Raw genomic sequence first — 22,602 nt, forward strand, 5'->3', positions numbered from 1 at the left:
GGGGATTTTTTATCCCTCCCTCTTTTTTTATGAATAAAATTCTTAATATCGCTATATGAAAGCCCTTAAATATCTGCTATTTATTATTGCGCCGCTTTTTGTATTTTCTTGTAAAAAGGCTACCATGTTCGAGCGGATCTCCTCATCGCACTCGGGCATAAAATTTAATAATGAGATAGTTGAAAACGATACCATCAACCCGCTTGATAAGCTAAATATTTATAACGGCGGTGGTGTTGGCATAGGCGATTTTAATAACGATGGCTTACAGGATATTTACTTTGTGGGTAATGCGGTATCAAACCGATTATACCTAAACAAAGGCGATTTTAAATTTGAGGACGTTACCGATAAAGCCGGCGTAGGCGGCAAAGGTGGCTGGGGCCGCGGCGTGGCAGTTGTTGATATAAATAACGATGGCCTTAAAGACATTTACGTATGTAATACCTTACTGAACGATTCCGTTAAAAGGGTAAACTTATTATACATTAACCAGGGACCCGATAAAAACGGCGTACCGATATTTAAAGAAGAGGCAAAGGAGTATGGCCTCAACATAAACGTACACTCCACCATGGCATCGTTTTTTGATTATGATAACGATGGCGACCTTGATATGTACCTAACCGTTAACGAGGCACAATCAACAGATAACACCAGCGCCTTTAGGCCGCTTTTGAAAGATGGTAGCAGCCGCAGCACCGGCAGGCTTTACCGTAACGATTATAATACTACTTTGAAGCATCCGGTTTACACCAATGTATCCAAACAGGCAGGCATCCTGGTCGAGGGGTATGGCCATGCGGCCAGTATTGTAGATATTAACCGCGATGGCTGGAAAGATATTTACGTAACCAACGACTTTTTACCAAACAACATCCTGTACATAAACAACCACGACGGTACGTTTACCGACCGTACACAGGAATACTTTAAACACACTGCCACCAGCGCCATGGGCCAGGATGTGCAGGATATTAATAATGATGGCCTTGCCGATGTTTTTGAACTGGATATGGATCCGGAGGATAACTATCGTAAAAAAATGTTTATGCCCGCCACATCATACCAGCTATACCAAAACTTTGACTTTTACGGCTACCAATACCAATATAACCATAACACTTTACAGTTAAACCAAGGGCCGCGTTTAGGCCAAAACGATTCTATTGGCGCGCCCGCGTTTGCCGAGGTTGCCTTTATGAGCGGCGTGGCGCAAACCGACTGGAGCTGGGGCCCTATGATAACCGATTTTGATAACGATGGCTTTAGGGATATTGTAATAACCAATGGTTACCCACGGGATGTTACCGATCACGATTTTATCACCTTCAGGAACGAATCATTTGCGGTTGCTACTAAAAAGCAGATCCTGCAACAGATCCCTGTGGTTAAAATAGCTAACTACGCGTTTCGCAATAATGGCAACCTGCAGTTTGAGGATGTGACCAAATCATGGGGGATGGATATCCCATCGTTCTCTAACGGAGCAACCTATGCCGATCTGGATAACGATGGCACGCTGGATATGATCATTAATAATATTGATGACGAAGCCTTTGTGTACAAAAATAACTCTCGTGCAAACGATAAAGCCAACAACCATTATTTGCAGGTGCAATTTAAAGGTGGCCCACAGAATAAGGATGGGATAGGTGCCTGGGCTGATATTTATTACGACCATGGCAAACACCAGGTTTACGAGAATACACCGTTCCGCGGGTATTTGTCAACTATTCAAAATATAGCTCATTTTGGCTTAGGTAAAATAGATAAGGTGGATTCGGTAGTGATCAAATGGCAAAACGGCAGGCAGCAAACGCTTACCAATATTAAAGCCGACCAAACCGTAAAGGTTGATATCAATAACGCCAAATCGCCATATAGCTTCGATACGGCTAAGATAAATACACAATCGCTGTTTACCGAAGTTACCAGGGCGGTAGGCATCAACTACAAACATAACGACGTTGACTTTGCCGATTTTAACGTGCAGAAACTGATCCCGCATAAACTATCTGAATACGCGCCCGCTATTGCCGTAGGTGATGTTGACGGCAACGGGTTTGACGACATGGTTGTAGGCGGTACATCAAAATATCCGGCGCAACTGTTTTTACAGCAAGCGGGTGGCAAGTTTATTCAGCGTAACCTTTTAGCATCGGCACAAAGCTTAACTGATAAGTATAAGGACGAAGGTTTATTATTATTTGATGCCGATGGCGATGGCGATTTGGACCTATACGCTGCCAGTGGTGGCTATGAAGATGCCCCCGGCTCAAAATCATACCAGGACAGGATCTACGCTAACGATGGCAAGGGTAACTTTACGTTGCAGATTGGCGCTTTACCTGCCAATTTTACCAGTAAATTATGTGTAAAAGCGGTAGATTATAATAAAGATGGTGCGCTTGACCTGTTTGTATCCGGCAGGGTAAACCCATGGAATTATCCAAAACCGGTATCGAGTTTGATCCTTCGAAACGACAGCAAAAAAGGCCAGATCAAGTTTACAGATGTTACAACAACAGCAGCTAAAGGCTTAAATAATTTAGGTTTGGTGTGCGATGCATCCTTTACCGATTTTGATAACGATGGCTGGCCCGACCTGGTGATAACCGGCGAATGGATGCCGGTTACATTTATGAAAAATGACCACGGCGTATTTAAAAACGTAACCGCAAGTACAGGCGTTGCCGATAAATTAGGCTGGTGGAATACCATTGCCGGCGGTGATTTTGACCACGACGGAGATATTGATTACATTGTAGGCAACACGGGTTTAAATACTTTTTACAAGGCTACTGAGCAATACCCGGCGTACATCACCGCTAAAGATTTTGACAATAATGATAGTTACGATGCCATCCCGTCGGTATTCCTGAAAGACAGGGACGGGGTGATGAAGGAATTTCCCGCGAATACGCGCGAGGATATGGTGAAGCAGATCATCAGCATGAGGGTTAAATTCCAAAACTTTAAATCGTACGCCGTAGCTACAATGGATAGTGTAATAACACCTGAAATGCGCAAGGGGGCGCTTCGTTTAAAAGTTAATGAGCTTAGATCATGTTACCTGCGGAACGACGGGCACGGGAAATTTACCGTAATACCTTTGCCGATAGAAGCGCAAACGTCGCAACTGGCGGGTATTATCATAGATGATTTTGACGGCGACGGCAACCTTGATGTAGCCCTAAGCGGTAACGACTACGGTACCGAAGTAAGCACCGGCCGCTACGATGCCTTTAACGGGTTGCTGTTAAAGGGTGACGGCAAAGGCGGCTTTAAACCGCTAACCATTATGCAAAGCGGCCTTTACATTCCCGGTGATGGTAAGGCGCTGGTTAAATTGCGCGGCGCTAAAGGTGGCTATCTGCTTGCGGCCAGCCAGTACAAGGGCGCGATGAAGGTGTTTGAACTGAAAAAACCTGTGCGCATAGTTAGCCTGCAGCCTTTAGATATGTTTGCCATCATCAAATATAAAAACGGTAAAACAGCAAAACAGGAGTTTTATAATGGAGGATCTTTCTTGTCACAATCCGGCAGATTTTTTAATATTGATGCTTCAATGGCGTCGGTTACTGTAACCAATAATACAGGCCAAAGCAGGAATATACCTCTAAATTAATTTATAGCCGAAAACTCATGAGAAGCCACAAAGTTTTAATTGCAGCCGTGTTTTGCCTTTTGGCAGTAAGCTGTAAACAAAAGCAAAAAATAGCCCTAAAAAGCGATGCAGATGTACTGCATGAGAATGTAGACCAGCTTACCCAGGTAATTATATACGATGTGTTTAGTCCGCCGGTGGCAAGCCGCATTTATGGTTATACCAGTTTGGCGCAGTACGAGGCTATGCGTTTTCAAAACCCAAAATATAATTCAATAGCAGGGCAGCTGCATGGTTTTAAAGCAATCCCTCAACCTAAGAAAGGGTTGAAGTATAACTTTGCACTTGCCGCTACAAAAGCGTTTTTTACCGTGGCGCATAAGGTGACGTTCTCTGTAGATACGCTAAAAAAATATGAGGACAAAGTATTTGCCATGTACGCCAGCAACCTTGATGACAGCACCTTTGCCCGTTCTGTAGCCTTTGGCGAAAGCGTTGGTAAAGCGGTGTTAGCACGTGCTAAAGCCGATAACTACGCCAAAACACGTGGTAAACCAAGGTTTTTGGGCAGCAGCGATAACGGCAAATGGCACCCAACCGCACCCGATTATTTAGATGGTGTTGAGTTTTGCTGGGGCACAATGGAAACGTTTATGGTGAAATCATCATCGGACTTTACTTTGCCGCCGCCGCCGCCTTTTAGCGAGGACAAAAACAGCGAGTACTTTAAACAGAACCTCGCCGTATACGAGAAAAGCAAAAGCCTTACAAAAGAGGAGATAACCATTGCCACGTTTTGGGATGATAACCCTTTTGTGATACAGCATAACGGGCACATGATGTTCGTAAACAAAAAGATAACGCCCGGTGGCCACTGGATTGGTATCGCAACTATCGCCTGTAAAAAAACAAAGGCTGATGCAGTTAAAACCGCGCAAGCCTATGCTTTAACATCAATCGCTTTGTACGATGCTTTTATTTGCGGTTGGCAGGTTAAATACACTACCGAATACATAAGGCCTGTTACGGTTATTAACGATAAAATTGACCATACCTGGTTGCCGTTACTGCAAACCCCGCCATTTCCGGAATATCCAAGCGGGCACAGCGACATCAGCGGCGCATCGGCAGTAATATTAACGCATTTGTTTGGCGATAACTTTTCTTACATGGATACCAGCGACCTGCGTTACATAGGCATGCAGCGCCATTTCGATTCGTTCCTGAAAGCGGCGGACGAAACATCTATCAGTCGTTTTTACGGTGGTCTTCACTACAAAAATAGCGTAGACCAGGGCGCGGCACAAGGCCGAAAAATTGGCGAATACATTTGGAATAATTTAAAATTACAGAACTAAGAAACGGCATCAGCCACACATCCATGAAAATAAAGCAGACCTTCGTATTTACATCTCTTATATTATCAGGGGTTGCATTACTATCATTTAGCACCATATTAGAGGGTTGCAAAAGTAAACCAGCAGGTGCATACACCCTTACCGGCAATGTAATTGCCGATGGGGAACACCTTGTACAGATCCATTGTACAAAATGCCATGCGCTTGTACCTGCCGATGCACTTACTAAAGACGTTTGGCGCATGCACTCGATGCCATCGATGGCGCATTATTTTGGTATAGGTACCTACGGGCAGTCGTTTTATAAACAAACAAGTAACGAAACTAAAGATACCACTTTAATAACCATTGTGGAGTGGCAGGCAATGGTTGATTATTACCAGAAAATTGCGCCCGATACCTTAGCGGCGGCTAAAAAGCCAAGCCCGTTACTAAATGATTGGGCAGGTTTCACCATGAAAAAATCGGCAGCAAATAATAATGTTGCCTTTACCACCATGGTTGCCGCTAACCCGGCCACCGGTAATATTTACACCAGCGATGTTGTTGCAAATACGCTTACCGAATGGGATAGCCAGTTAAAGGTGAAAGCTGTTACCAGCCTGCCATCGCCGGCAGTGCATGCTAATTTCACCAAAGATGCAACTGGTGCCGACCAAGCCATACTATCGTGCATAGGCCGGATAGACCCGGTAGACTTTGCCAGCGGCAAGATCTACAGCGCGAACCTTACCGGTAAGCTAAGCGCCGAAGAAATTGCTATTGATATGCCAAGGCCGGTGCAAACACTAAGTGTCGATCTGGATAAAGACGGTAAAAATGAATTGATCGTTTTAGGACAGGGTTTCACAAAAGGCGGTGTTTTCCTAATCAAATTAGGCGCTAACGGCAAAGCCCAAAAACAATTCACTATTACCGACAGGCCGGGTGCAGTACAAGCCGTAACGGGGGATTTTAACAAAGATGGTTACCCCGACCTGATGGTATTGTTCGGCAGTGGCGACGAAGGTTTGTCCTTGTTTCTGAATGATAAAAAAGGCGGCTTTAAAAGCAGGGAGCTGTTACATTTCCCGCCGGTATACGGTTCAACAAGCTTCCAATTGGCGGATATTGACCATGACGGTAACCTCGATCTGATCTACACTTGTGGCTACAACTTCCGAGATTCGCGCATCCTAAAGCCTTATCACGGCCTGTACATTTACAAAAATACCGGTGATTATAAATTTAAGCAAACTTGGTTTTACCCTATAAATGGTGCAACTAAAGCCATTGCTGCAGATTTTGATAAGGATGGCGACCTGGATATTGCCACCATAGCCTTTTTTGCTGATATGAAGAATAACCCTGCTGAAGAGTTCATTTACTTTGAGCAGAGCAAGCCTATGGAGTTTAAAGCCCATGCGGTGCCCGTTAGCAAATATGGCCGTTGGATGAACATGGACGTTAGCGACATCAACAAAGATGGCAAGCCAGATATAATTTTAGGCAACTATGCAAGCGGTTTCCTGTTCCAGCCAAACTTAACGCCAACCTGGGACGAGCACCAGCCATTCATTGTATTGCAGAACGAGATGAAGAAATAAAATATAGACTTTAATACTATTGGATGATGCTTATGCTACTCAACAGGGTAGGGTAAGCATCGTTTTTGTTTTAGGTAGGCCGTTATCTTGGTTATATTAGCTGGGTAGATGCCAATATGATGGGTGTGTATCATCACCGATTGATTATCGTTAATGATAGCCTTAGAAGGTATGCTGGCATGTGGCAGGAAATACATTTGGCTTGTAGAACCGATTGGGGCAAGTCGACCACCATTGTTAACAAAACAGGTACCCTTTACCAAAAGATAAAATACTTGGGCAAGGTAATTTTTGCCGAGAACGGAAAAAACATCGAGCGCATATCAGACTAAGGCTACCTGGAGTTTGAACAGAACGGCCGAAAGTTTAAAGCGAAAGATAACGGCCACAGAAAAATCAGCTACGAGTTTGATGGCGCGAGCCCGGTTACCGAGTTAGATCTCTACCAAAAGGAATTTGTAGCCGAGGCCGTAACAAAGATCGTTAAAGCGCGGGATAAACTAAAAAACTAACTATTTTGCCGTTACAATTTTCAGCGTATGGCTTAGCTGTTTAGTGCCGCCCTGCCACCCCTGGTGGCCAGGTACAAGGTATTGCGCGGTAGGAAACTTAGTTTTTACATTTTTAATGGCAACGGGCCAATGGTTAAGGTCAGCATCGCCGGTAAAGCCTTTGGTATCGGCGTCTAAGCTTTTAACCAGGCAGCCGCCAAAAAGCACATTGCCCTGTGGCAACCACACTACAATGTTATCACTCGTATGGCCGGCACCGGGATAATAGGTTTGCAGCTTTACGCCGCCAATATTAAAAGTAGTATCACGGGCAAAGGTGTATTGTGGTAATTCGTTTTTTTCTTTTTTAGCAAGGGCATAGGTTTGTTTACTGGCGTAAGTTTTTGCGCCCTGCTTTTTTAATATGTTAAAGCCGGCCACGCAATCGTCATGAAAATGGGTAGCCACACAAAAGATGATCTTTTTATTAAAACGACGTTTAACGCTATCTACCAGTTCTTGTGTTTGCTCATCGCCCCAGGGTGTATTTACCAGTACAACCCCTTTAGGCGTAACCGCAAGTAAACTATTTGCCGGGAAAGGCTCATCGCTGCCAGGCGGGTAACCATAGGATATGCACACATAATAGTTTTTGGTAAGGTGTTTTATCTCAATTTTTTTAACTGCCTTTTGCGCGAAAGCCCCGGCAGTGAATAACAAACAAATTATTAGCGCATGCAATCTCATCTTACAATTCCTCCAATATATTCAACGTAATTTTATCCAACCCGCTTACTACGATCTGTGCCTTGGTCAAGGTATCTGCCGAGCCGATACCCACCGTTTTCATTCCACCGTTTATGGCAGCTTCTATCCCGGCAACGGCATCCTCAAAAACCACGCAATGGGCAGGGCCAACACCAACTGCTTCGGCACCTTTCAGGAATACTTCGGGATTGGGTTTGGGGATGCTTACGCTGTTGCCGTCTACAATAGCATCAAACAGGTGTGTAAGTTCCAGTTTATTGAGGATGGTAGGCGTATTTTTACTGGCAGAGCCGATGGCTGTTTTTAATCCCGCGTCGCGGCAGGTTTGTACAAACTCGCGGGCGCCGGGCAGGATCTCTGCAGGTGTCATCTTGCCGATCATTTCGGTATACCAGGTGTTTTTTTGTGCCGCTAATTCCTCTTTTTCAGCCTCGGTTTTGTTGGTGATGTCGCCCCAGCCCAGAATCAGGTTGAGCGATGCCATACGGCTTACGCCTTTAAGCTGCTCGTTTTGATGCTCTGTAAAATCAAAGCCCATGGTGTTGGCAAGGCGTTTCCAGGCTTGGTAATGGTATACAGCGGTATCAACAATTACGCCGTCGAGGTCAAAAATGCAGGCTTTGATATTCATAGGGTGTAAAGATATAAGTTGCCTTGTTAATAATCATTATAAATAAATTATCCATATTATTTGGATTAATTATAAATAATGGCGTCTTTTGTAAGGTCAAATGGTTACAACTTTAACAACTCCGCAAACCAATATCTGGGCAGATGTATTTGCCACCGCAAAAGGCGCTGTATATCAAAGCGATGCAGATCGTTGCTGGTATGTTGACTTTGCAGGTAAGGTTGCCAAATTTGATTATCGTTGTTTACTTAAGCTAAAAAAAGCGGTTTACAACGTAAATATCGAAGCGAAACTTTTAGACGCTAAAGACCCGGACGTAGAGATCATCTTCATCTGCGCTTGCGACCACACTTATATTCTCACCCTACTACAGATCATCGCCCTTAAAGAACTACTGGAAGGCAGCTTTGTAATGCTGCAATTGAACAGTATTTTGCAAGATCGCCTGTATCGTATTGCAGTTTAGTAATTTAGACTGAATTCATATTGTTTTTATTTTCTTTCACACGGGTATAAACACCTACTATTGTATATTATTTAAGTAGGCACGCTTGTTGTTTTGCTTAAATAGTTCTAAAATAATAACACCATGAAAGATCTAATCCGTATCAGAAGCCTGATCTCTGCCGATGTAGAGTCACTTTTAAACCAGCAAGTTAAAAAAGAAGCAACATCTTCATCTATATATTTAGCCATGGCATCATGGTGTAACCGTAATGGGTTCGATTACTCGTCTGAGTACTTTTTTAAACAAGCCGAAGAGGAAAGACAACACCAGCTTAAATTTTACAAATACATCCTGGATATGGGCGGTAACGCGATATCACCTGATGTAACCGGCATCAAACAAGAATACAACTCGTTCCGCGAGGTATTTGAAGATGCGCTTGACCAGGAAGTTAGCGTAACCCAATCAATCAAAAATATATACGCACGTTGCTTAAGCGAGCAGGATTACGTAACCAACGAATTTTTGAACTGGTTCCTGAAAGAACAGCGCGAAGAAGAGTACAAAGCCCGCCGTGCCCTTGAGCTATTTGAAGTTATTGGCGAAGAAGGTACCGGTAACTGGGAAATTGACAAGCACGTAGGTAAAATAAAATACGACAGCGAAGCTTAATCCTTATTAAGCAAAAGCTTTAAAACATCCTTTTCCGAGTATTCTTTTAACCAAACGTTACCCGGAGAAAATGTACAGACCGGTGCCCAATCGCACCGGTCTGTACATTCAATACGTATCACTTCTATATCTCCGCTGCTGTGCTTGGCAAACTTTTCGGCAGTTTTGTACATGCTTTTGCCGCCTCGTTTAGCACACTTGCTTCCTGTACATACAAACAGCACTTTATCCGGTACAGTGAATTTTCCCATCGCGCATTTTCTTTATAGATAATTAATTTACAAATATCAGCTTTATTTTTGATAGACGCTATTTTTCGTAGAGACGCGATACTTCGCGTCTCTACGAAAAAATAATCTGTAGAGATGCGATACCTCGCGTCTTTTACGCCTATAAACGTTATTGTTAAATAACCCAAATTTCTATCTTCGCTTCATGCTTAAAAAGTCCTTTGTCTTTTGCCTCTTTGTCTTCGCGCTAACATTCGGTTGTAATAAAACCGAAACGCTTTACAAGGTAGTAGGGGTTAAGGATGGCGATACGGTGGTTTTGCTCTCGCCCGATAACCAAAGCATTACGGTGAGGCTGGCCGAAATAGATTGCCCCGAAAAAAGCCAGGCCTTTGGGCAGGCGGCCAAGCAATTTACATCAGACCTGTGCTTTGGTAAAAAGGTAAAACTGATAGGCAACCAAAAAGACCGTTATGGCCGCACCGTAGCACAGGTAGAACTGGAGAATGGCACCAACGTAAACTACGAAATAGTAAAGCAAGGCTTTGCCTGGCAGTACCGCGCTTATTCCAAAAGCATGGAACTGGCCATGTTGGAAAAGCATGCGCGTGAAGCCCGTCTTGGCCTGTGGCAGGATACCAACCCAACGCCGCCCTGGAATTTCAGGAAAGAAGCTAAAACCAAGCGGGTAGAAAAGAAGGCAACTAAAGCCAAACGACCTTATAAAAAGAGAAAGGCCCATAAAAAGCGCGATACGATAGCGTTTTAAAGTAGCGTAGTAATACGTAACTTGCCTGCAAATACATCAACCCGAATGAAAGTATTTAAGGCCATTCTATCTACCATATTTACACTCGCGCTGATCTGGGCGCTGCAAACCAAATTTGGCGATATCCCGCCACTTGGTGAGTTCCTGAACCCATCTACCGGTTTTTGGCAAAATGCCGAGAGCAAGAACATCATCCCCACAGAAGACCTAAAATTAAAAGGCCTGCAAGGCAAGGTTACCGTTAAGTTTGATGAGAACATGGTGCCCCATATTTTCGCAGAGAACGACCACGATCTTTACTACGTACAAGGTTACCTAACCGCCAAAGCCCGCCTTTGGGAAATGGACATCCAAACCCGTAGCGCGGCAGGCAGGCTCTCAGAAATTGTTGGTGCCAAGGCTTTAGATATAGACCGTTACCATCGCCGTATGGGCATGACCTACGGCGCCGAGCATACCCTGCAAGGGATCTTAAAAGACCCTATAATGAGCCAGGTGATCAACGCCTATAGCAACGGGGTGAACGCATATATCAACCAGCTTAAACCCGGGGGATACCCAATAGAATTTAAGTTATTGAACTATGCGCCCGAGGAATGGAAACCAATTAATTCGGCATACCTGTTAAAGCTGATGAGCGAGACATTGGCAGGCGGTTCCAACGAGTTGGCCATGACTAATGTGCTCAATAAATTCGGCGCGAAAATAACCAACGACTTGTTTCCCGACTACCCAACGCACGAAGACCCCATTATCCCCGCAGGGACAAAATGGGATTTTAAACCATTACCCGTTCCTCAGCCCCCCGCAGCTTTTAAAGCACAAATGCTGGCGAGTATGAAAGATAAGGAAAAGATAGAAGGCATCGGCAGTAATAACTGGGCCGTAAGCGGCAGTAAGACAGCGAGTGGTTACCCGATATTGGCGAATGATCCGCATTTGAATTTAACGCTGCCATCCATTTGGTACCAAATGCAAATGACCGCGCCAGGTGTAAATGTTTACGGCGTAACCCTGCCGGGAGCGCCTTGTGTGGTTATCGGCTACAATCAAAAAGTAAGCTGGGGCGTAACAAATGTAGATGCCGATATTTTAGACTGGTACCAGGTTAAGTTTAAAGATGCCAACCGCACCGAATACTGGTATAACAACAAATGGAACAAAGTTACCCGCAAGATAGAAACCATCAAGATCCTCGGCCAAAAACCATTGATAGATACCGTGTTGTACACCCACCACGGCCCGGTAGTTTATGATAATGCCGATATGGCCAAAAAAGGCCGCATTAATGTGCCGGTGGGCAATGCCCTTCGGTGGATAGCGCATGATGAAAGCGATGAGTTTAAAACCTTTTACCTGCTAAACAGGGCAAGCAACTATGCCGATTATCGCAAAGCATTAACTTACTACACCGCCCCTGCGCAAAACTTTATTTTCGCATCCGCAGATAACGATATTGCCATTACGCCAAGCGGTAAACTGCCGTTGAAATATAAAGACCAGGGCAAATTTATTATGGATGGCGGCGACCCGGCTAACGACTGGCAGGGCTGGATCCCATACGAGCAAAACCCAACGGTGAAGAACCCGCAGCGTGGCTTTGTGAGTTCGGCCAATCAATCGTCTACAGATCAAACCTATCCGTACTATATCAACTGGAAGTTTGAAGGCTACGAGCGCGGTAAACGCATAAACGACCGCCTTGGTGCCATGAGCAAGGCCACGGTGGATAGCATGCGCCTTTTGCAAACGGATGATTACAGCATCCGCGCGCAGGATATTTTGCCAACTATGATTAAATATTTAGACGCATCTAAACTGGATGAAACACAATTGGCCGCGTTGGATACGCTAAAGAAATGGGATAAATATTGTGGAGCCAAATCGGTAGGGGCAAGCATCTTTGGCAAGTGGTGGGTTAAGTTTTACACCTTTACCTGGCGGGATAGTTTCGAGGACAAGAAGATTCTTTTATACTCCCCAACCATGGACAGGACAGAAGCCCTGCTGATGAAAGACCCTAACTCCATCTGGTTTAATAACAAGGCTACGCCGGTAAAAGAAACCGCTACGGATATCATCATGGCATCTTATACCGCTGCTATAAACGAGCTGGTGAAAGAGGAGGGCGGCATTGGCAAAACCTGGCAGTGGGGCAATGTAAAGCAATTTGAAGTGAAGCATTTGGGCAATGTGCCGGGTTTAGGTTCTGGCAATTTTGCCAGCGGCGGCACCGGCTCAACAGTAAACGCGCTGATAGATGGTCACGGCCCGTCGTGGCGGATGGTGGTACAGCTTGGTCCGCAGGTTAAGGGGTATGGCATTATCCCGGGCGGGCAATCGGGCAACCCCGGCAGCTTCTTTTATGATGATATGCTAAAAACCTGGCAAGCCGGTAAGCTGAAAGAACTGCTGTTCTTGCAATCGGCCACCCAAAACTCCAACAGAATAAAAAGAACATTAACCTTAAGCAAATAAGCTATGTTATTCCCGGTTATATTATTACTCTCGTTTATTTGCGGTTACCTGTTCCCTTGGTGGGTAAGCTGCATTATGGCATTCGGTGCGGCCATTATTTTCGGCAAAAGATCAAGCTGGGCTTTCTGGTCAGGTTTCTGCGGCATTGCCTTAGCCTGGATAGCCCTGGCCTTACTTAAAAGTTTCCCTAACGAACATATCCTGGCCATCCGCGTGGCACATGTTTTCCACTTGCCAAACTGGGGTTCGCTGCTTGCTGTTACCGCATTAATTGGTGGTTTGGCAGGAGGAATGTCGGCATTGTCGGGTTGGTTGGTGAAAAGGGCGTTTGAGAAGGGGTAGATATATGCAAACATTAGAAACTGTAACCGATATTTCTTTCCCATTTGATTGGGTTAATTTAACTTCTTTCAGAGAAAGCGATGCTAAAAGAGTAGAGATTTATTTAGCCGATAGCGACAAACCTGTTGCCGGACTGATTATTATGTTTACAACATTGTTCTCTGGTATAGAACATGATATACTTGTTTATAGTAAATCATGGTGGGGTTTTTGCCTTGACACCTGGGATATTCATGCCGACATATACAATTACGATTTAGAGAATAAATCAATAGAAACGCAAGGATACCTGGCCATGTTATGTGAGGCTGAAATTCCCGGCAATTATGAGGGCGTATGTAAAGTAAAAAATTGGGAAATGTTTTTATCGACAATTTTGCCATGTATAACAAATCAAATCGCGCCTTATAGTCCTATTTTCTTTTCTAAGCATCATAATATATTTTTTTATTTTCATCATACAGGTAGTATAGGATTATATTATCGTGATGAAGGGAATGAGATGAATAAGCTATTGAAAATAGCTGAGGCCAAGTATGATGTGATATATAATTAATCACCGCTACAGTGCGCGTACCGCTTGTTTAAGGAAACTATTTGTAGATAAAATGGGCAAACCACAAGTGGGATGCTTAATGTAGCATTTGAGATAATATGAAATTTGTTGACACGATAACTATAGACTGGTACGATAACGTTTTAAAATGTTTTTGTAAAGATGTTAATGGCACAACTTATTATTGTAGTGTAATAGCCCTGGATAAAAATGGAGATCAGAAAATATATCTCTGTGTTGATATAGAGTATTTAAAAGGGCATGAAGAGTTGAAATCCATTATTAAAATGGGTTCTTTTAAGGAAAATTGGAACTTGCTTTCTAAGTTGATCAGATTAAAGAAAATCAATACAATATATCTTCTAAAAGCTAAAAATATCGTTACAGCTGATATTCAGTTGATTCCTTATAAAAATAATGGTTCTGTGCCGGTTAAAGTTTTTTTTGGAGAATACCCCTATGATTTAGAAGAAGCAGGGAAAATGGAAAACTGGTGGAGTTATTTTCCTGAATAAATAATCCCACTGGTCGAAGTTTTCAACTTCGTCCCAAAATGCGTTAAGCTTTCAGCTTAACCAACAAAAAAGCCCCAACCATTATCTGGTCAGGGCTGTTAATCATAAATATTATCCTTCTAATTATAAAGCGCCTAAAGCAGCTTTTAACTCGGTAACTGCAGGTGTTTTATCCGAGCCCCTTGCAAAAATATCTGCGGAAGCAGTAGCCTCGCCATAGTAAGCTTCATTAGCGCTTTTATTGATAGCGAGATTAGAACCATTGATGCTGATACCGGCAAACAAACCTTTGCTACGCGAATAAGAGTAAACCTCGGCCTGTAATTTATAATCGGTGCTGGCAGTACTGCTACGGCCAACGGGACCCGCTGCTGCGGATACATCGCCACCAATGGTGAAGTCGCCGCTTTCTACCTTGGCTAAAACGCCCTTGTTGCGGAACACCAAAACCATATCAACCGATTGTACACCAATTTGGAAACCAACACTGCCGCCGGTAAGGGTGATGAATACCGGGTCGCTCCATTTGCCATTGGCCAGTTTAACCATTGCAACTCCTTGTCCGCGTTTACCGCCAATACCGAAACCAGCGTTGATCAGTTTCGGGATAATGACGATACCCTCGTACTCGGCAATCAGTTCATGCGGGATGCTTTCCTTCATCTTACTAAACTCCTTAATAACCTTGGTAGCGTCGTTGATCTTCGCTACGCCTTTCTCGTCGGCAGGTTTGGCAGATGCCAGTATAAAAAATGCGCTTAACAGTAATGGTAAGCTTAAAAATTTTAATGTTTTCATTGTCGTATTTGTTGTGTATTAATGTTGTTATAACTCCAATTCAGAATAATTGTTGCAGATATTTATACGTAGCCGGTTTATATTTACATTCATCTGCACATTACATATCTGCACATCTGCTTATTCGCCTTATCTTTACCGCAGCATGATCAAGCCCGGACAAGAGCAAATATTCGCGATAAATAACGAGGACCGTTTCACAAAAACGGCCTTGCAGGTATTTCAATACCAGGCAGCGAATTGTGGCGTTTACAAGGCGTTTATTGGTGGTTTAAAGGCGGATCCGGGTGCAGTAAAATCCCTTGAAAATATCCCTTTTTTGCCCGTAGAATTTTTCAAAGCACACAATGTAGTGACCTCGGCACAGCCCGTCGATGTGGTTTTTACCAGCTCTGGCACTACAGGGATGATCACCAGCAGCCACCATGTAGCCGATGTAAGCTGGTATGTGGAAAGCTTTCGCCGGGCATTCCAATTGTTTTATGGCGATATAAAAGATTATACCGTATTGGCCTTACTACCAGCCTATTTGGAGCGTGAAGGCTCATCACTCATCTATATGGCGCAGGATTTGATCACACAGTCGGATAACGCGGATAGCGGTTTTTACCTGTATAATCATGAAGAATTACATGCTAAAATACTACAGCAGAATGCCTTAGGTAAACCAACCTTATTGATAGGTGTGACTTTCGCTTTATTGGATTTTATTGATACCTACAAGGTAGATTTCCCGAAACTTATCGTAATGGAAACCGGGGGCATGAAAGGCCGCCGCAAAGAAATGATCCGCGAGGAACTACATGCGTCGCTTTGCGCAGGTTTTGGTGTAAACGCTATCCATTCCGAGTACGGGATGACGGAACTTTTGTCCCAAGCTTACTCAAAAGGAGGGGGCATCTTCAATTGTCCGCCCTGGATGAAGATCATCACCCGCGACACCAATGACCCTTTTACGTTGGTTGGTACGGGCAAAACAGGCGGTGTAAATATCATCGACCTGGCTAATATCAATTCCTGCTCGTTTATAGCTACGCAGGATCTGGGAAGGGTTTATGAAGATGGTTCTTTCGAGGTATTGGGCCGCTTTGATAACTCAGATATCCGCGGTTGTAATTTGCTGATCGCCTAAATCTTAATTTAAAAAGGGTTATATAAATATTCTTACTTTTGCCCCAATCAAGAACATCAATATCATGATAGATAAATTCTTACGCGACGAACAAGACCCCAAGGCCGTTGAAAAAGTATATAGCCGTTTGGTTGACCTGCTTACTACCAGCGAGGAGATTATATACATAGCAGTGCAGAAAAAGCCCATCGTAAACCTTTTTCCGGATTGTATTGCCATTACCAATAAACGCCTGCTTTTCTTTACCCCGGCAAACCTTGGCCTGTCCATTAAGTTTGTTGATTTTGTATGGAAAGATATCATCGACGTTTATACTAAAGAAGAAATTATAGGCGCGGTGTTTAGTGCTAAAACTACCATCGGCACCGAAATGGGTGTAGATTACCTGCCTAAAGTACAGGCCCGTAAACTTTATCAATACGCCCAGGAACGTAAAGAAGCCGAACGCGAGGCCCGCCGCCTGCGCGAACTGGAAGAAAAACGTGCCGAATCGGGTTCGTTAAACATCGATCACGCATCACAGGTAGCCTTCCAGCCGGTAGCACAACAGTCTGTTGCTGCGCCTACCCCGCAACCAGCACCCATTGCCCCGGTAGAAGAGCCAAAGAAAGACGAACTTACCGAAAAACTGAAAAGACTAAAAACCCTGTTCGAGAGCGGTTTGATCTCTCAGGAAGAATACAACCATAAAAAATTGGAGTTACTGAGCGATTTTTAAGATAGTGATCAGAGGTGAGAGATTAGTTAAAAAGGAACTAATCTCTGGTCACAAATCTCTGACTACAACAATCTGTTATCAAAGCTAAAAGGGTGAGTACTAATAATACTCACCTTTTTTATGTCGGTATGCCAAGGGTTAAGCAGGTAATTGTATTCTTCGGGAACCACAGATGATGGCACCTTCATCATCAGGTACTTGGTTTCTTTGATGAATTGATTGCCCAACGTTTTTAATTCCGCGGGAGACGAAGCGTCCTGCCAGTTGGCGGGTAAGGTTTTTACATCAAGTGTTAGTATGTTATGTTCGGGCACTTCAATTTCGGTAATACAAAAATTATTGGGCAATAAAAGAGGAGGTAGGTGCACCAAAACTTCCAGCACTGCCAAAGCGCGTGATGATGCCAGGTAAACCATGGATTTTCCCTCGCTGTTCCAGCGACCGCCGTATAGCCGCGCGCCGGTACCATTCAGGTCTTTAATGTAATTGCAGTTAGCAATACGGTATAGTATCATTAGGCAAAAACGCCGTGCTCTATGCGGCCAAGTTCTTTAAAAACCATATCAAAACCTGCAGATGTATCTAAAAAAGTAACAGGGGCCTCGCCGTTAAATATCAAGCCCGGGGTTTTCATCCAAAGCTTAAATTTATCTATCGAGCCAAAAACTTCTTCGCCGCGGGTGTATAGGCGTACAAGTTCAACGGCCTTTTCAGCATACTCTGTTTTAATGATGGCATCATCCTCGTAACGTTGCAGCGTGCGCTCTGAAATGTGCAGTATGCCGGCTAACTCCTGGATGTTAAGGGATATCTTTTTGGCTAACGCGAGCAGGGCTTTTTTAGGAAAGCCCTGGCGCGCCAGTTTAACGATGTCAAAATCTGATGAGGTGGTTGCAGTTTTTGCGCCTCCTAACAAATTATAAAACGGGGCTGATGATACCTGGGGAATGTACATTGCCATAGGTTCATTAACCTCGTTTTTTGCAGTATGTTTTATTTTGTACGACATTTATACAAATATAACTACCAAATGTCTAAATTCAAAATTATTCTACAACAATTAAAAAATAATTCTTCTTCCCTTTTTGTGCTACTAAGTATTTGTTATTGATGAGTTTATCGCTTGCGTAAACATCATCGGCCGTATTCACTTTTTCTTTGTTGATAGCTACACCGCCACCCTGTATCATTTTGTTGGCCTCGCCTTTTGATGGGAATACAGTAGTTTTTACAGCCAGCAGATCAGATACATTTATACCTGCTTCCAATTCGCTTTTAGCTATGGTAAAGTTTGATACCCCGCTAAATATGGCTAAAAGCTCTTCATCGTTTAGTTCGCTCAAAAACTCGATGCCGGTATTGCCAAACAAAAACTCTGTCGATTTAATAGCTTTCTCAAAACCTGCTTCGCCATGCACGCGAAGAGTGATGTCTTTAGCTAAAGCCTTTTGCAAAACGCGGGTATGTGGCGCTGCGTCATGCTCAGTTTCCATGGCCTCAATAATATCACGCTCAAATAAGGTGAAGATGCGTATATACGCTTTTGCGTCAACATCTGTAGTGTTTAGCCAAAACTGGTAAAACTGGTATGGCGATGTACGTGCAGGGTCAAGCCAAACCGCGCCGCTTTCTGTTTTGCCAAATTTGGTGCCATCTGCCTTTTTAATCAACTGAGTGGTTAAGGCAAAAGCCTCGCCTTGGTCCTTACGGCGGATCAACTCTGTGCCCGTAACAATGTTACCCCACTGATCGCTGCCACCCATTTGTAGTACGCAGTTGTTATGCTTCCACAGATAATAAAAATCGTAGCCCTGTACCAACTGGTAAGTAAACTCGGTGAACGACATGCCGGTATCGCCCTCCAGGCGTTTCTTAACCGAATCCTTAGCCATCATATAATTAACGGTAAGATGCTTACCCACATCGCGGATAAAATCCAGGAAGGTGAAGTTCTTAAACCAGTCGTAATTATTAACCATTTGGGCACTGTTGTCGCCACTGTTAAAATCAAGGAATTTCTCTAATTGCGCCTGTACCGATTTTAGATTGTAGTTCAGCACATCCTCGCTCAGTAAATTACGCTCGGCCGATTTGCCCGATGGGTCGCCCACCATGCCGGTAGCACCGCCAACTAAAGCATAAGGCTTATGGCCCGCGCGTTGGAAGTGGATCAGCGTCATGATCTGGGTAAGGTGGCCCACATGCAGCGAATCGGCAGTGGGGTCAAAACCTATATATCCCGAAGCCATACCTTTATTCAATACTTCTTCGGTGCCGGGCATAATATCGTGCAACATGCCTCTCCAGCGTAATTCTTCAACAAAATTCATATTATAAATGTGCAAATGTGCGAATGTGCAAATATGCAAATTAACAGGCATGTGGCAACTGATAAATTGAACATCTACATATTCGCACATCTGCATATTTGCACATCCTAACTCCTGTTAAAACAGAGTTATCAAACCGTCATTATATTATAATATCTGTAGTTGGGCTTTACGCTTTAGGCCTATTTTTGTATTTTGTTCAAATACATCAGACCTACAAGCGCCCTCTATGAATTTTTTATCGCATTATTATTTTGACCGGGATACCACCAACTGCTACTTTACCTTAGGTACTGTGCTGCCCGATCTTTTGAAAAATGCCGATAAATCCATTATACTGCACCCCGAAAAACTGGTACATGCCGATCCGAAAGTTAATGCCATAATTGAGGGCTGGAACAAGCACTTACTGGTTGACAAATACTTTCACTCAGCCGATTTTTTCCTTACCCATTCGCATGTGCTTAAAAATTTGCTGGCCCCTGTTATAACCGAATCGCCGGTTAAACCCTTCTTTTTGGGACATATCGCTATAGAATTGATCCTGGATAACCTGCTCATCACCACCAACGAAATTACGGTAAGTTATTTTTATGACCATTTGGATAATTGCGAAGATGATGTTATCCGCAAGTTTTTGGTTTTTGCCGGGATGGATAACCCCGATGTATTCTTTAAATTTCATACCGAATTTAAGCGTAGCCGTTACCTTAATACCTATGTTAATATAGAGCAGATTACTTATGCCCTAAAACGAATTTGCATGCGTGTGTGGCGTAACCCTTTTACACCACAGCAAGAGGCCGACATGACCACTATACTGTTAGATTACCGCCTTGGATTGATAGATAGCTTTATGAGCATCTATAATGAGATAGGGGACAAGCTAAATTCGCCGGAGGGATAAACCTTTATAAAGCCCGAGTTTGGAGTCTTATCTCTCAACTAATTAACGCACTTAGCTCATATCTGCGCCCAAGTCTTCACAAAAACTTAAACTTTTTAATAAAAGTGCTTAAAACTCAATAATTAACACTAAAAATATTTTTATCTGTAAAAAATATATCCGTACCTTTGCAATCCCAATTAAGTGTTGGGAAAAAGGAGTAAAATTTATTAATGGCAAAAAAACAAGAAGCAGAAAAAGAATTAAAAGCTAAGGAAGCTGAACTGGGTACAGTTACGGCAACCGCAGAAAAAGAAACAATTGAATCAGAAGCTGATTCAATATCAATCGAAGAGATAAAATCTCAAATTGCAGCTGCACCTACACCAGATCAAGATTTTGACTGGGATGCAGATGACAAAAAATTTGGTAACTACAGCGATAGCGACCGCGAGCAATTAGAAAAACTTTACGACGGAACATTCAGTTCTATCACTAAAGGCGAAATTATCTCGGGTATTGTTGTAAATATCAACAACAAAGATGTGGTATTAAACATCGGATTTAAATCTGACGGTTTGGTATCTGTTTCTGAGTTCCGTGATACACCAGACCTTAAGGTTGGTGATAGCGTTGAAGTATTTGTAGAATCACAGGAAGATGCTAACGGTCAGTTAGTATTGTCTCGTAAACGTGCAAAAACTCAAAAATCATGGGAGCGCATTAATTCGGCACTGGATAATGATGAGATCATCACCGGTTTTGTTAAGAGCAGGACTAAAGGTGGTTTAATTGTGGATATAATGGGCGTTGAAGCCTTTTTACCAGGTTCACAAATTGATATCAAACCTATCAGGGATTATGATATCTATGTGGGCAAAACAATGGAATTTAAAGTTGTTAAGATAAACCACGAGTTTAAAAACGTTGTGGTATCGCACAAAGTGCTTATCGAAGACGATTTGGAAAACCAAAAAACTGAGATCGTGGCCAAACTTGAAAAAGGCCAGGTATTGGAAGGTACCGTTAAAAACATTACCGACTTTGGTGTATTTATTGACCTTGGTGGTGTTGACGGTTTACTACACATTACAGATATATCTTGGGGCCGTATCGAGCATCCGAGAGAAGTTCTTGCATTGGATCAGAAGATCAACGTTGTTGTTCTTGATTTTGATGACGAGAAAAAACGTATCGCTTTAGGTTTAAAACAACTTACCCCACACCCTTGGCAGTCGCTTAATACCGATTTAGTTATTGGTTCAAAGGTTAAAGGTAGAATTGTAACTGTTGCTGATTACGGCGCGTTCTTAGAAATTATCCCGGGTGTTGAAGGTTTGATCCACGTGTCAGAAATGTCATGGTCTCAAAACTTACGTAACCCTCAGGAATTCCTTAAAGTTGGCGACGAAGTTGAAGCACAGGTATTAACCTTAGACCGAGACGAACGTAAAATGAGCTTAGGTATCAAACAATTGACTCCTGACCCATGGCAAAACGCTGGCGAGAAATACGCCATTAGCACTAAACACATCGCTACAGTAAAAAACATGACTAACTTTGGTGTGTTTGTTGAACTGGAAGATGGTATTGACGGTTTGATCCACATCTCTGACCTATCATGGTCTAAAAAAGTAAACCACCCTAACGAATTTACTAAGGTTGGCGAAAAATTAGACGTTATAGTTCTTGAGCTTGACATCGAAAATCGTAAATTGAGCTTAGGCCACAAACAGCTTGAAGAAAACCCTTGGGATACTTTTGAAACTATCTTCACTATCGATTCGATCCATGAAGGTACTGTTATTAAAGTAACTGATAAAGGTGCTATCGTAGCTTTACCTTACGGTGTTGAAGGCTTCTGCCCAACAAAACACCTTGTAAGAGAAGACGGTAAATCTGTAAAAGCTGAAGAAACCGCTGAATTTAAAATCATCGAGTTCAACAAAGAGAATAAACGTATCGTTATTTCACACTCACGTATATGGGAAGAAGCTCGTACTGATGCCCGTGTTCAGGAATTCGAAAACCGTAAAAAAGAAGCAAAATCTGCTAACAACGCGGTTAAGAAAGTGAAAGAATCAGTAGAGAAATCAACTTTAGGTGACCTTAGCGTACTTGCTCAGTTAAAAGAGCAAATGGAAGGTGCAGAAAGCAAAGCGGCTAAAAAAGCCCCTGTTGCTCCTGCTGTTAAAAAAGCAGAACCGGAAGCTGAAGCTCCTGCTGCTGAAGAAACCAAAGAAGTTTAATCTTTTAAAGTTTATATACGAAAGCCTTCCGATTT

Annotated in this window: 22 protein-coding genes; 15 read left to right on the forward strand and 7 right to left on the reverse strand. The window is 43.2% G+C overall.

The window, feature by feature from the left end:
• Nucleotides 1–55 precede the first annotated feature (55 nt).
• From RHM67_RS07705 to RHM67_RS07720, 4 genes are all read left to right on the forward strand, one after another.
• Nucleotides 56–3,631, forward strand: coding sequence for a VCBS repeat-containing protein (locus RHM67_RS07705; RefSeq protein WP_322231532.1), 3,576 nt, complete (start codon nucleotides 56–58; stop codon nucleotides 3,629–3,631).
• A 17-nt stretch (nucleotides 3,632–3,648) separates the two neighbouring features.
• Nucleotides 3,649–4,968 carry a vanadium-dependent haloperoxidase gene (locus RHM67_RS07710; protein WP_322231533.1) on the forward strand — a complete coding sequence of 440 codons (1,320 nt, stop codon included), beginning with the start codon at nucleotides 3,649–3,651 and terminating at the stop codon, nucleotides 4,966–4,968.
• Between the two features lie 23 nt (nucleotides 4,969–4,991).
• The gene (locus RHM67_RS07715) at nucleotides 4,992–6,554 is read left to right on the forward strand and encodes a VCBS repeat-containing protein (protein ID WP_322231534.1); all 1,563 of its coding nucleotides are present in this window, start codon (nucleotides 4,992–4,994) and stop codon (nucleotides 6,552–6,554) included.
• A gap of 179 nt (nucleotides 6,555–6,733) precedes the next feature.
• Complete coding sequence (locus tag RHM67_RS07720; protein ID WP_322231535.1) at nucleotides 6,734–6,886, forward strand: hypothetical protein; 153 nt, start codon at nucleotides 6,734–6,736, stop codon at nucleotides 6,884–6,886.
• Between the two features lie 180 nt (nucleotides 6,887–7,066).
• On the opposite strand, the gene bla is transcribed toward RHM67_RS07720, so the two are convergent.
• Complete coding sequence (gene bla / locus RHM67_RS07725) at nucleotides 7,067–7,792, reverse strand: subclass B1 metallo-beta-lactamase (RefSeq protein ID WP_322231536.1); 726 nt, start codon at nucleotides 7,790–7,792, stop codon at nucleotides 7,067–7,069.
• 1 nt (nucleotide 7,793) lies between these two features.
• A complete protein-coding gene (pgmB, locus tag RHM67_RS07730; RefSeq protein WP_322231537.1) occupies nucleotides 7,794–8,444 on the reverse strand; it encodes a beta-phosphoglucomutase in 651 nt (216 codons plus the stop codon).
• Between the two features lie 100 nt (nucleotides 8,445–8,544).
• On the opposite strand from pgmB, the gene RHM67_RS07735 reads away from it, so the two are divergent.
• Both RHM67_RS07735 and RHM67_RS07740 read left to right on the forward strand, forming a co-directional pair.
• The gene (locus tag RHM67_RS07735; protein WP_322231538.1) at nucleotides 8,545–8,910 is read left to right on the forward strand and encodes a hypothetical protein; all 366 of its coding nucleotides are present in this window, start codon (nucleotides 8,545–8,547) and stop codon (nucleotides 8,908–8,910) included.
• A gap of 123 nt (nucleotides 8,911–9,033) precedes the next feature.
• Nucleotides 9,034–9,564 carry a ferritin gene (locus RHM67_RS07740; protein WP_252758304.1) on the forward strand — a complete coding sequence of 177 codons (531 nt, stop codon included), beginning with the start codon at nucleotides 9,034–9,036 and terminating at the stop codon, nucleotides 9,562–9,564.
• Here RHM67_RS07740 and RHM67_RS07745 read toward each other — a convergent pair.
• Entirely contained in the window at nucleotides 9,561–9,815 is a 255-nt protein-coding gene (locus RHM67_RS07745) for a (2Fe-2S) ferredoxin domain-containing protein (protein WP_252758305.1), read from the reverse strand. The two genes, RHM67_RS07740 and RHM67_RS07745, sit on opposite strands and share 4 nt — an antisense overlap.
• Before the next feature lie 184 nt (nucleotides 9,816–9,999).
• Between RHM67_RS07745 and RHM67_RS07750 the strand changes: the two genes are divergently transcribed.
• The 5 genes from RHM67_RS07750 to RHM67_RS07770 all read left to right on the forward strand — a co-directional run bounded on the left by RHM67_RS07750 (nucleotide 10,000) and on the right by RHM67_RS07770 (nucleotide 14,454).
• Nucleotides 10,000–10,563, forward strand: coding sequence for a thermonuclease family protein (locus RHM67_RS07750; RefSeq protein ID WP_322231539.1), 564 nt, complete (start codon nucleotides 10,000–10,002; stop codon nucleotides 10,561–10,563).
• A 45-nt stretch (nucleotides 10,564–10,608) separates the two neighbouring features.
• On the forward strand, nucleotides 10,609–13,041 hold the full coding sequence (locus RHM67_RS07755) for a penicillin acylase family protein (protein WP_322231540.1): 2,433 nt from the start codon (nucleotides 10,609–10,611) through the stop codon (nucleotides 13,039–13,041).
• Between the two features lie 3 nt (nucleotides 13,042–13,044).
• The gene (locus RHM67_RS07760; RefSeq protein ID WP_322231541.1) at nucleotides 13,045–13,383 is read left to right on the forward strand and encodes a hypothetical protein; all 339 of its coding nucleotides are present in this window, start codon (nucleotides 13,045–13,047) and stop codon (nucleotides 13,381–13,383) included.
• 4 nt (nucleotides 13,384–13,387) lie between these two features.
• Complete coding sequence (locus RHM67_RS07765) at nucleotides 13,388–13,939, forward strand: hypothetical protein (RefSeq protein ID WP_322231542.1); 552 nt, start codon at nucleotides 13,388–13,390, stop codon at nucleotides 13,937–13,939.
• A 98-nt stretch (nucleotides 13,940–14,037) separates the two neighbouring features.
• Nucleotides 14,038–14,454, forward strand: coding sequence for a hypothetical protein (locus RHM67_RS07770; protein WP_322231543.1), 417 nt, complete (start codon nucleotides 14,038–14,040; stop codon nucleotides 14,452–14,454).
• Between the two features lie 123 nt (nucleotides 14,455–14,577).
• On the opposite strand, the gene RHM67_RS07775 is transcribed toward RHM67_RS07770, so the two are convergent.
• Entirely contained in the window at nucleotides 14,578–15,252 is a 675-nt protein-coding gene (locus RHM67_RS07775) for a lipid-binding SYLF domain-containing protein (protein WP_322231544.1), read from the reverse strand.
• Between the two features lie 145 nt (nucleotides 15,253–15,397).
• Here RHM67_RS07775 and RHM67_RS07780 point away from each other — a divergent pair, with 145 nt between their 5' ends.
• Complete coding sequence (locus tag RHM67_RS07780; RefSeq protein ID WP_322231545.1) at nucleotides 15,398–16,384, forward strand: acyl transferase; 987 nt, start codon at nucleotides 15,398–15,400, stop codon at nucleotides 16,382–16,384.
• A 64-nt stretch (nucleotides 16,385–16,448) separates the two neighbouring features.
• Nucleotides 16,449–17,102 (forward strand): PH domain-containing protein, encoded by a 654-nt coding sequence (locus RHM67_RS07785; protein WP_322231546.1) that lies wholly within the window; start codon nucleotides 16,449–16,451, stop codon nucleotides 17,100–17,102.
• Nucleotides 17,103–17,164: 62 nt separating this feature from the next.
• On the opposite strand, the gene RHM67_RS07790 is transcribed toward RHM67_RS07785, so the two are convergent.
• The 3 genes from RHM67_RS07790 to tyrS are packed head-to-tail and all read right to left on the reverse strand — an operon-like array spanning nucleotide 17,165 to nucleotide 19,432.
• Nucleotides 17,165–17,617 (reverse strand): RES family NAD+ phosphorylase, encoded by a 453-nt coding sequence (locus RHM67_RS07790; RefSeq protein WP_322231547.1) that lies wholly within the window; start codon nucleotides 17,615–17,617, stop codon nucleotides 17,165–17,167.
• Nucleotides 17,617–18,111: an antitoxin Xre-like helix-turn-helix domain-containing protein gene (locus RHM67_RS07795; protein WP_322231548.1), complete on the reverse strand. Its 495-nt coding sequence runs from the start codon at nucleotides 18,109–18,111 to the stop codon at nucleotides 17,617–17,619. The genes RHM67_RS07790 and RHM67_RS07795 overlap by 1 nt, the downstream gene beginning before the upstream one ends.
• Nucleotides 18,112–18,148: 37 nt before the next feature.
• Nucleotides 18,149–19,432, reverse strand: coding sequence for a tyrosine--tRNA ligase (gene tyrS, locus RHM67_RS07800; protein WP_322231549.1), 1,284 nt, complete (start codon nucleotides 19,430–19,432; stop codon nucleotides 18,149–18,151).
• A gap of 229 nt (nucleotides 19,433–19,661) precedes the next feature.
• Here tyrS and RHM67_RS07805 point away from each other — a divergent pair, with 229 nt between their 5' ends.
• A complete protein-coding gene (locus tag RHM67_RS07805) occupies nucleotides 19,662–20,339 on the forward strand; it encodes a hypothetical protein (RefSeq protein WP_322231550.1) in 678 nt (225 codons plus the stop codon).
• A gap of 212 nt (nucleotides 20,340–20,551) precedes the next feature.
• The gene (gene rpsA / locus RHM67_RS07810) at nucleotides 20,552–22,567 is read left to right on the forward strand and encodes a 30S ribosomal protein S1 (protein ID WP_322231552.1); all 2,016 of its coding nucleotides are present in this window, start codon (nucleotides 20,552–20,554) and stop codon (nucleotides 22,565–22,567) included.
• Nucleotides 22,568–22,602 lie beyond the last annotated feature (35 nt).

Origin of the sequence: Mucilaginibacter sp. 5C4 (assembly GCF_034345625.1) — a bacterium.
In the GTDB taxonomy this organism is placed as follows: Bacteria; Bacteroidota; Bacteroidia; order Sphingobacteriales; family Sphingobacteriaceae; genus Mucilaginibacter; species Mucilaginibacter aurantiaciroseus.

Excerpts from the sequence above, each read along its gene's own strand:
- bla (WP_322231536.1), bottom strand. The coding sequence starts at position 7,792 with ATGAGATTGCATGCGCTAATAATTTGTTTGTTATTCACTGCCGGGGCT.
- pgmB (WP_322231537.1), bottom strand. The coding sequence starts at position 8,444 with ATGAATATCAAAGCCTGCATTTTTGACCTCGACGGCGTAATTGTTGAT.
- tyrS (WP_322231549.1), bottom strand. The coding sequence starts at position 19,432 with ATGAATTTTGTTGAAGAATTACGCTGGAGAGGCATGTTGCACGATATT.
- RHM67_RS07775 (WP_322231544.1), bottom strand. The coding sequence starts at position 15,252 with ATGAAAACATTAAAATTTTTAAGCTTACCATTACTGTTAAGCGCATTT.
- RHM67_RS07705 (WP_322231532.1), top strand. The coding sequence starts at position 56 with ATGAAAGCCCTTAAATATCTGCTATTTATTATTGCGCCGCTTTTTGTA.
- RHM67_RS07740 (WP_252758304.1), top strand. The coding sequence starts at position 9,034 with ATGAAAGATCTAATCCGTATCAGAAGCCTGATCTCTGCCGATGTAGAG.
- RHM67_RS07755 (WP_322231540.1), top strand. The coding sequence starts at position 10,609 with ATGAAAGTATTTAAGGCCATTCTATCTACCATATTTACACTCGCGCTG.
- RHM67_RS07805 (WP_322231550.1), top strand. The coding sequence starts at position 19,662 with ATGAATTTTTTATCGCATTATTATTTTGACCGGGATACCACCAACTGC.
- RHM67_RS07790 (WP_322231547.1), bottom strand. The coding sequence starts at position 17,617 with ATGATACTATACCGTATTGCTAACTGCAATTACATTAAAGACCTGAAT.
- RHM67_RS07720 (WP_322231535.1), top strand. The coding sequence starts at position 6,734 with ATGTGGCAGGAAATACATTTGGCTTGTAGAACCGATTGGGGCAAGTCG.
- RHM67_RS07765 (WP_322231542.1), top strand. The coding sequence starts at position 13,388 with ATGCAAACATTAGAAACTGTAACCGATATTTCTTTCCCATTTGATTGG.
- RHM67_RS07770 (WP_322231543.1), top strand. The coding sequence starts at position 14,038 with ATGAAATTTGTTGACACGATAACTATAGACTGGTACGATAACGTTTTA.
- RHM67_RS07735 (WP_322231538.1), top strand. The coding sequence starts at position 8,545 with ATGGTTACAACTTTAACAACTCCGCAAACCAATATCTGGGCAGATGTA.
- RHM67_RS07760 (WP_322231541.1), top strand. The coding sequence starts at position 13,045 with ATGTTATTCCCGGTTATATTATTACTCTCGTTTATTTGCGGTTACCTG.
- RHM67_RS07715 (WP_322231534.1), top strand. The coding sequence starts at position 4,992 with ATGAAAATAAAGCAGACCTTCGTATTTACATCTCTTATATTATCAGGG.
- RHM67_RS07750 (WP_322231539.1), top strand. The coding sequence starts at position 10,000 with ATGCTTAAAAAGTCCTTTGTCTTTTGCCTCTTTGTCTTCGCGCTAACA.
- rpsA (WP_322231552.1), top strand. The coding sequence starts at position 20,552 with ATGGCAAAAAAACAAGAAGCAGAAAAAGAATTAAAAGCTAAGGAAGCT.
- RHM67_RS07785 (WP_322231546.1), top strand. The coding sequence starts at position 16,449 with ATGATAGATAAATTCTTACGCGACGAACAAGACCCCAAGGCCGTTGAA.
- RHM67_RS07745 (WP_252758305.1), bottom strand. The coding sequence starts at position 9,815 with ATGGGAAAATTCACTGTACCGGATAAAGTGCTGTTTGTATGTACAGGA.
- RHM67_RS07795 (WP_322231548.1), bottom strand. The coding sequence starts at position 18,111 with ATGTCGTACAAAATAAAACATACTGCAAAAAACGAGGTTAATGAACCT.
- RHM67_RS07710 (WP_322231533.1), top strand. The coding sequence starts at position 3,649 with ATGAGAAGCCACAAAGTTTTAATTGCAGCCGTGTTTTGCCTTTTGGCA.
- RHM67_RS07780 (WP_322231545.1), top strand. The coding sequence starts at position 15,398 with ATGATCAAGCCCGGACAAGAGCAAATATTCGCGATAAATAACGAGGAC.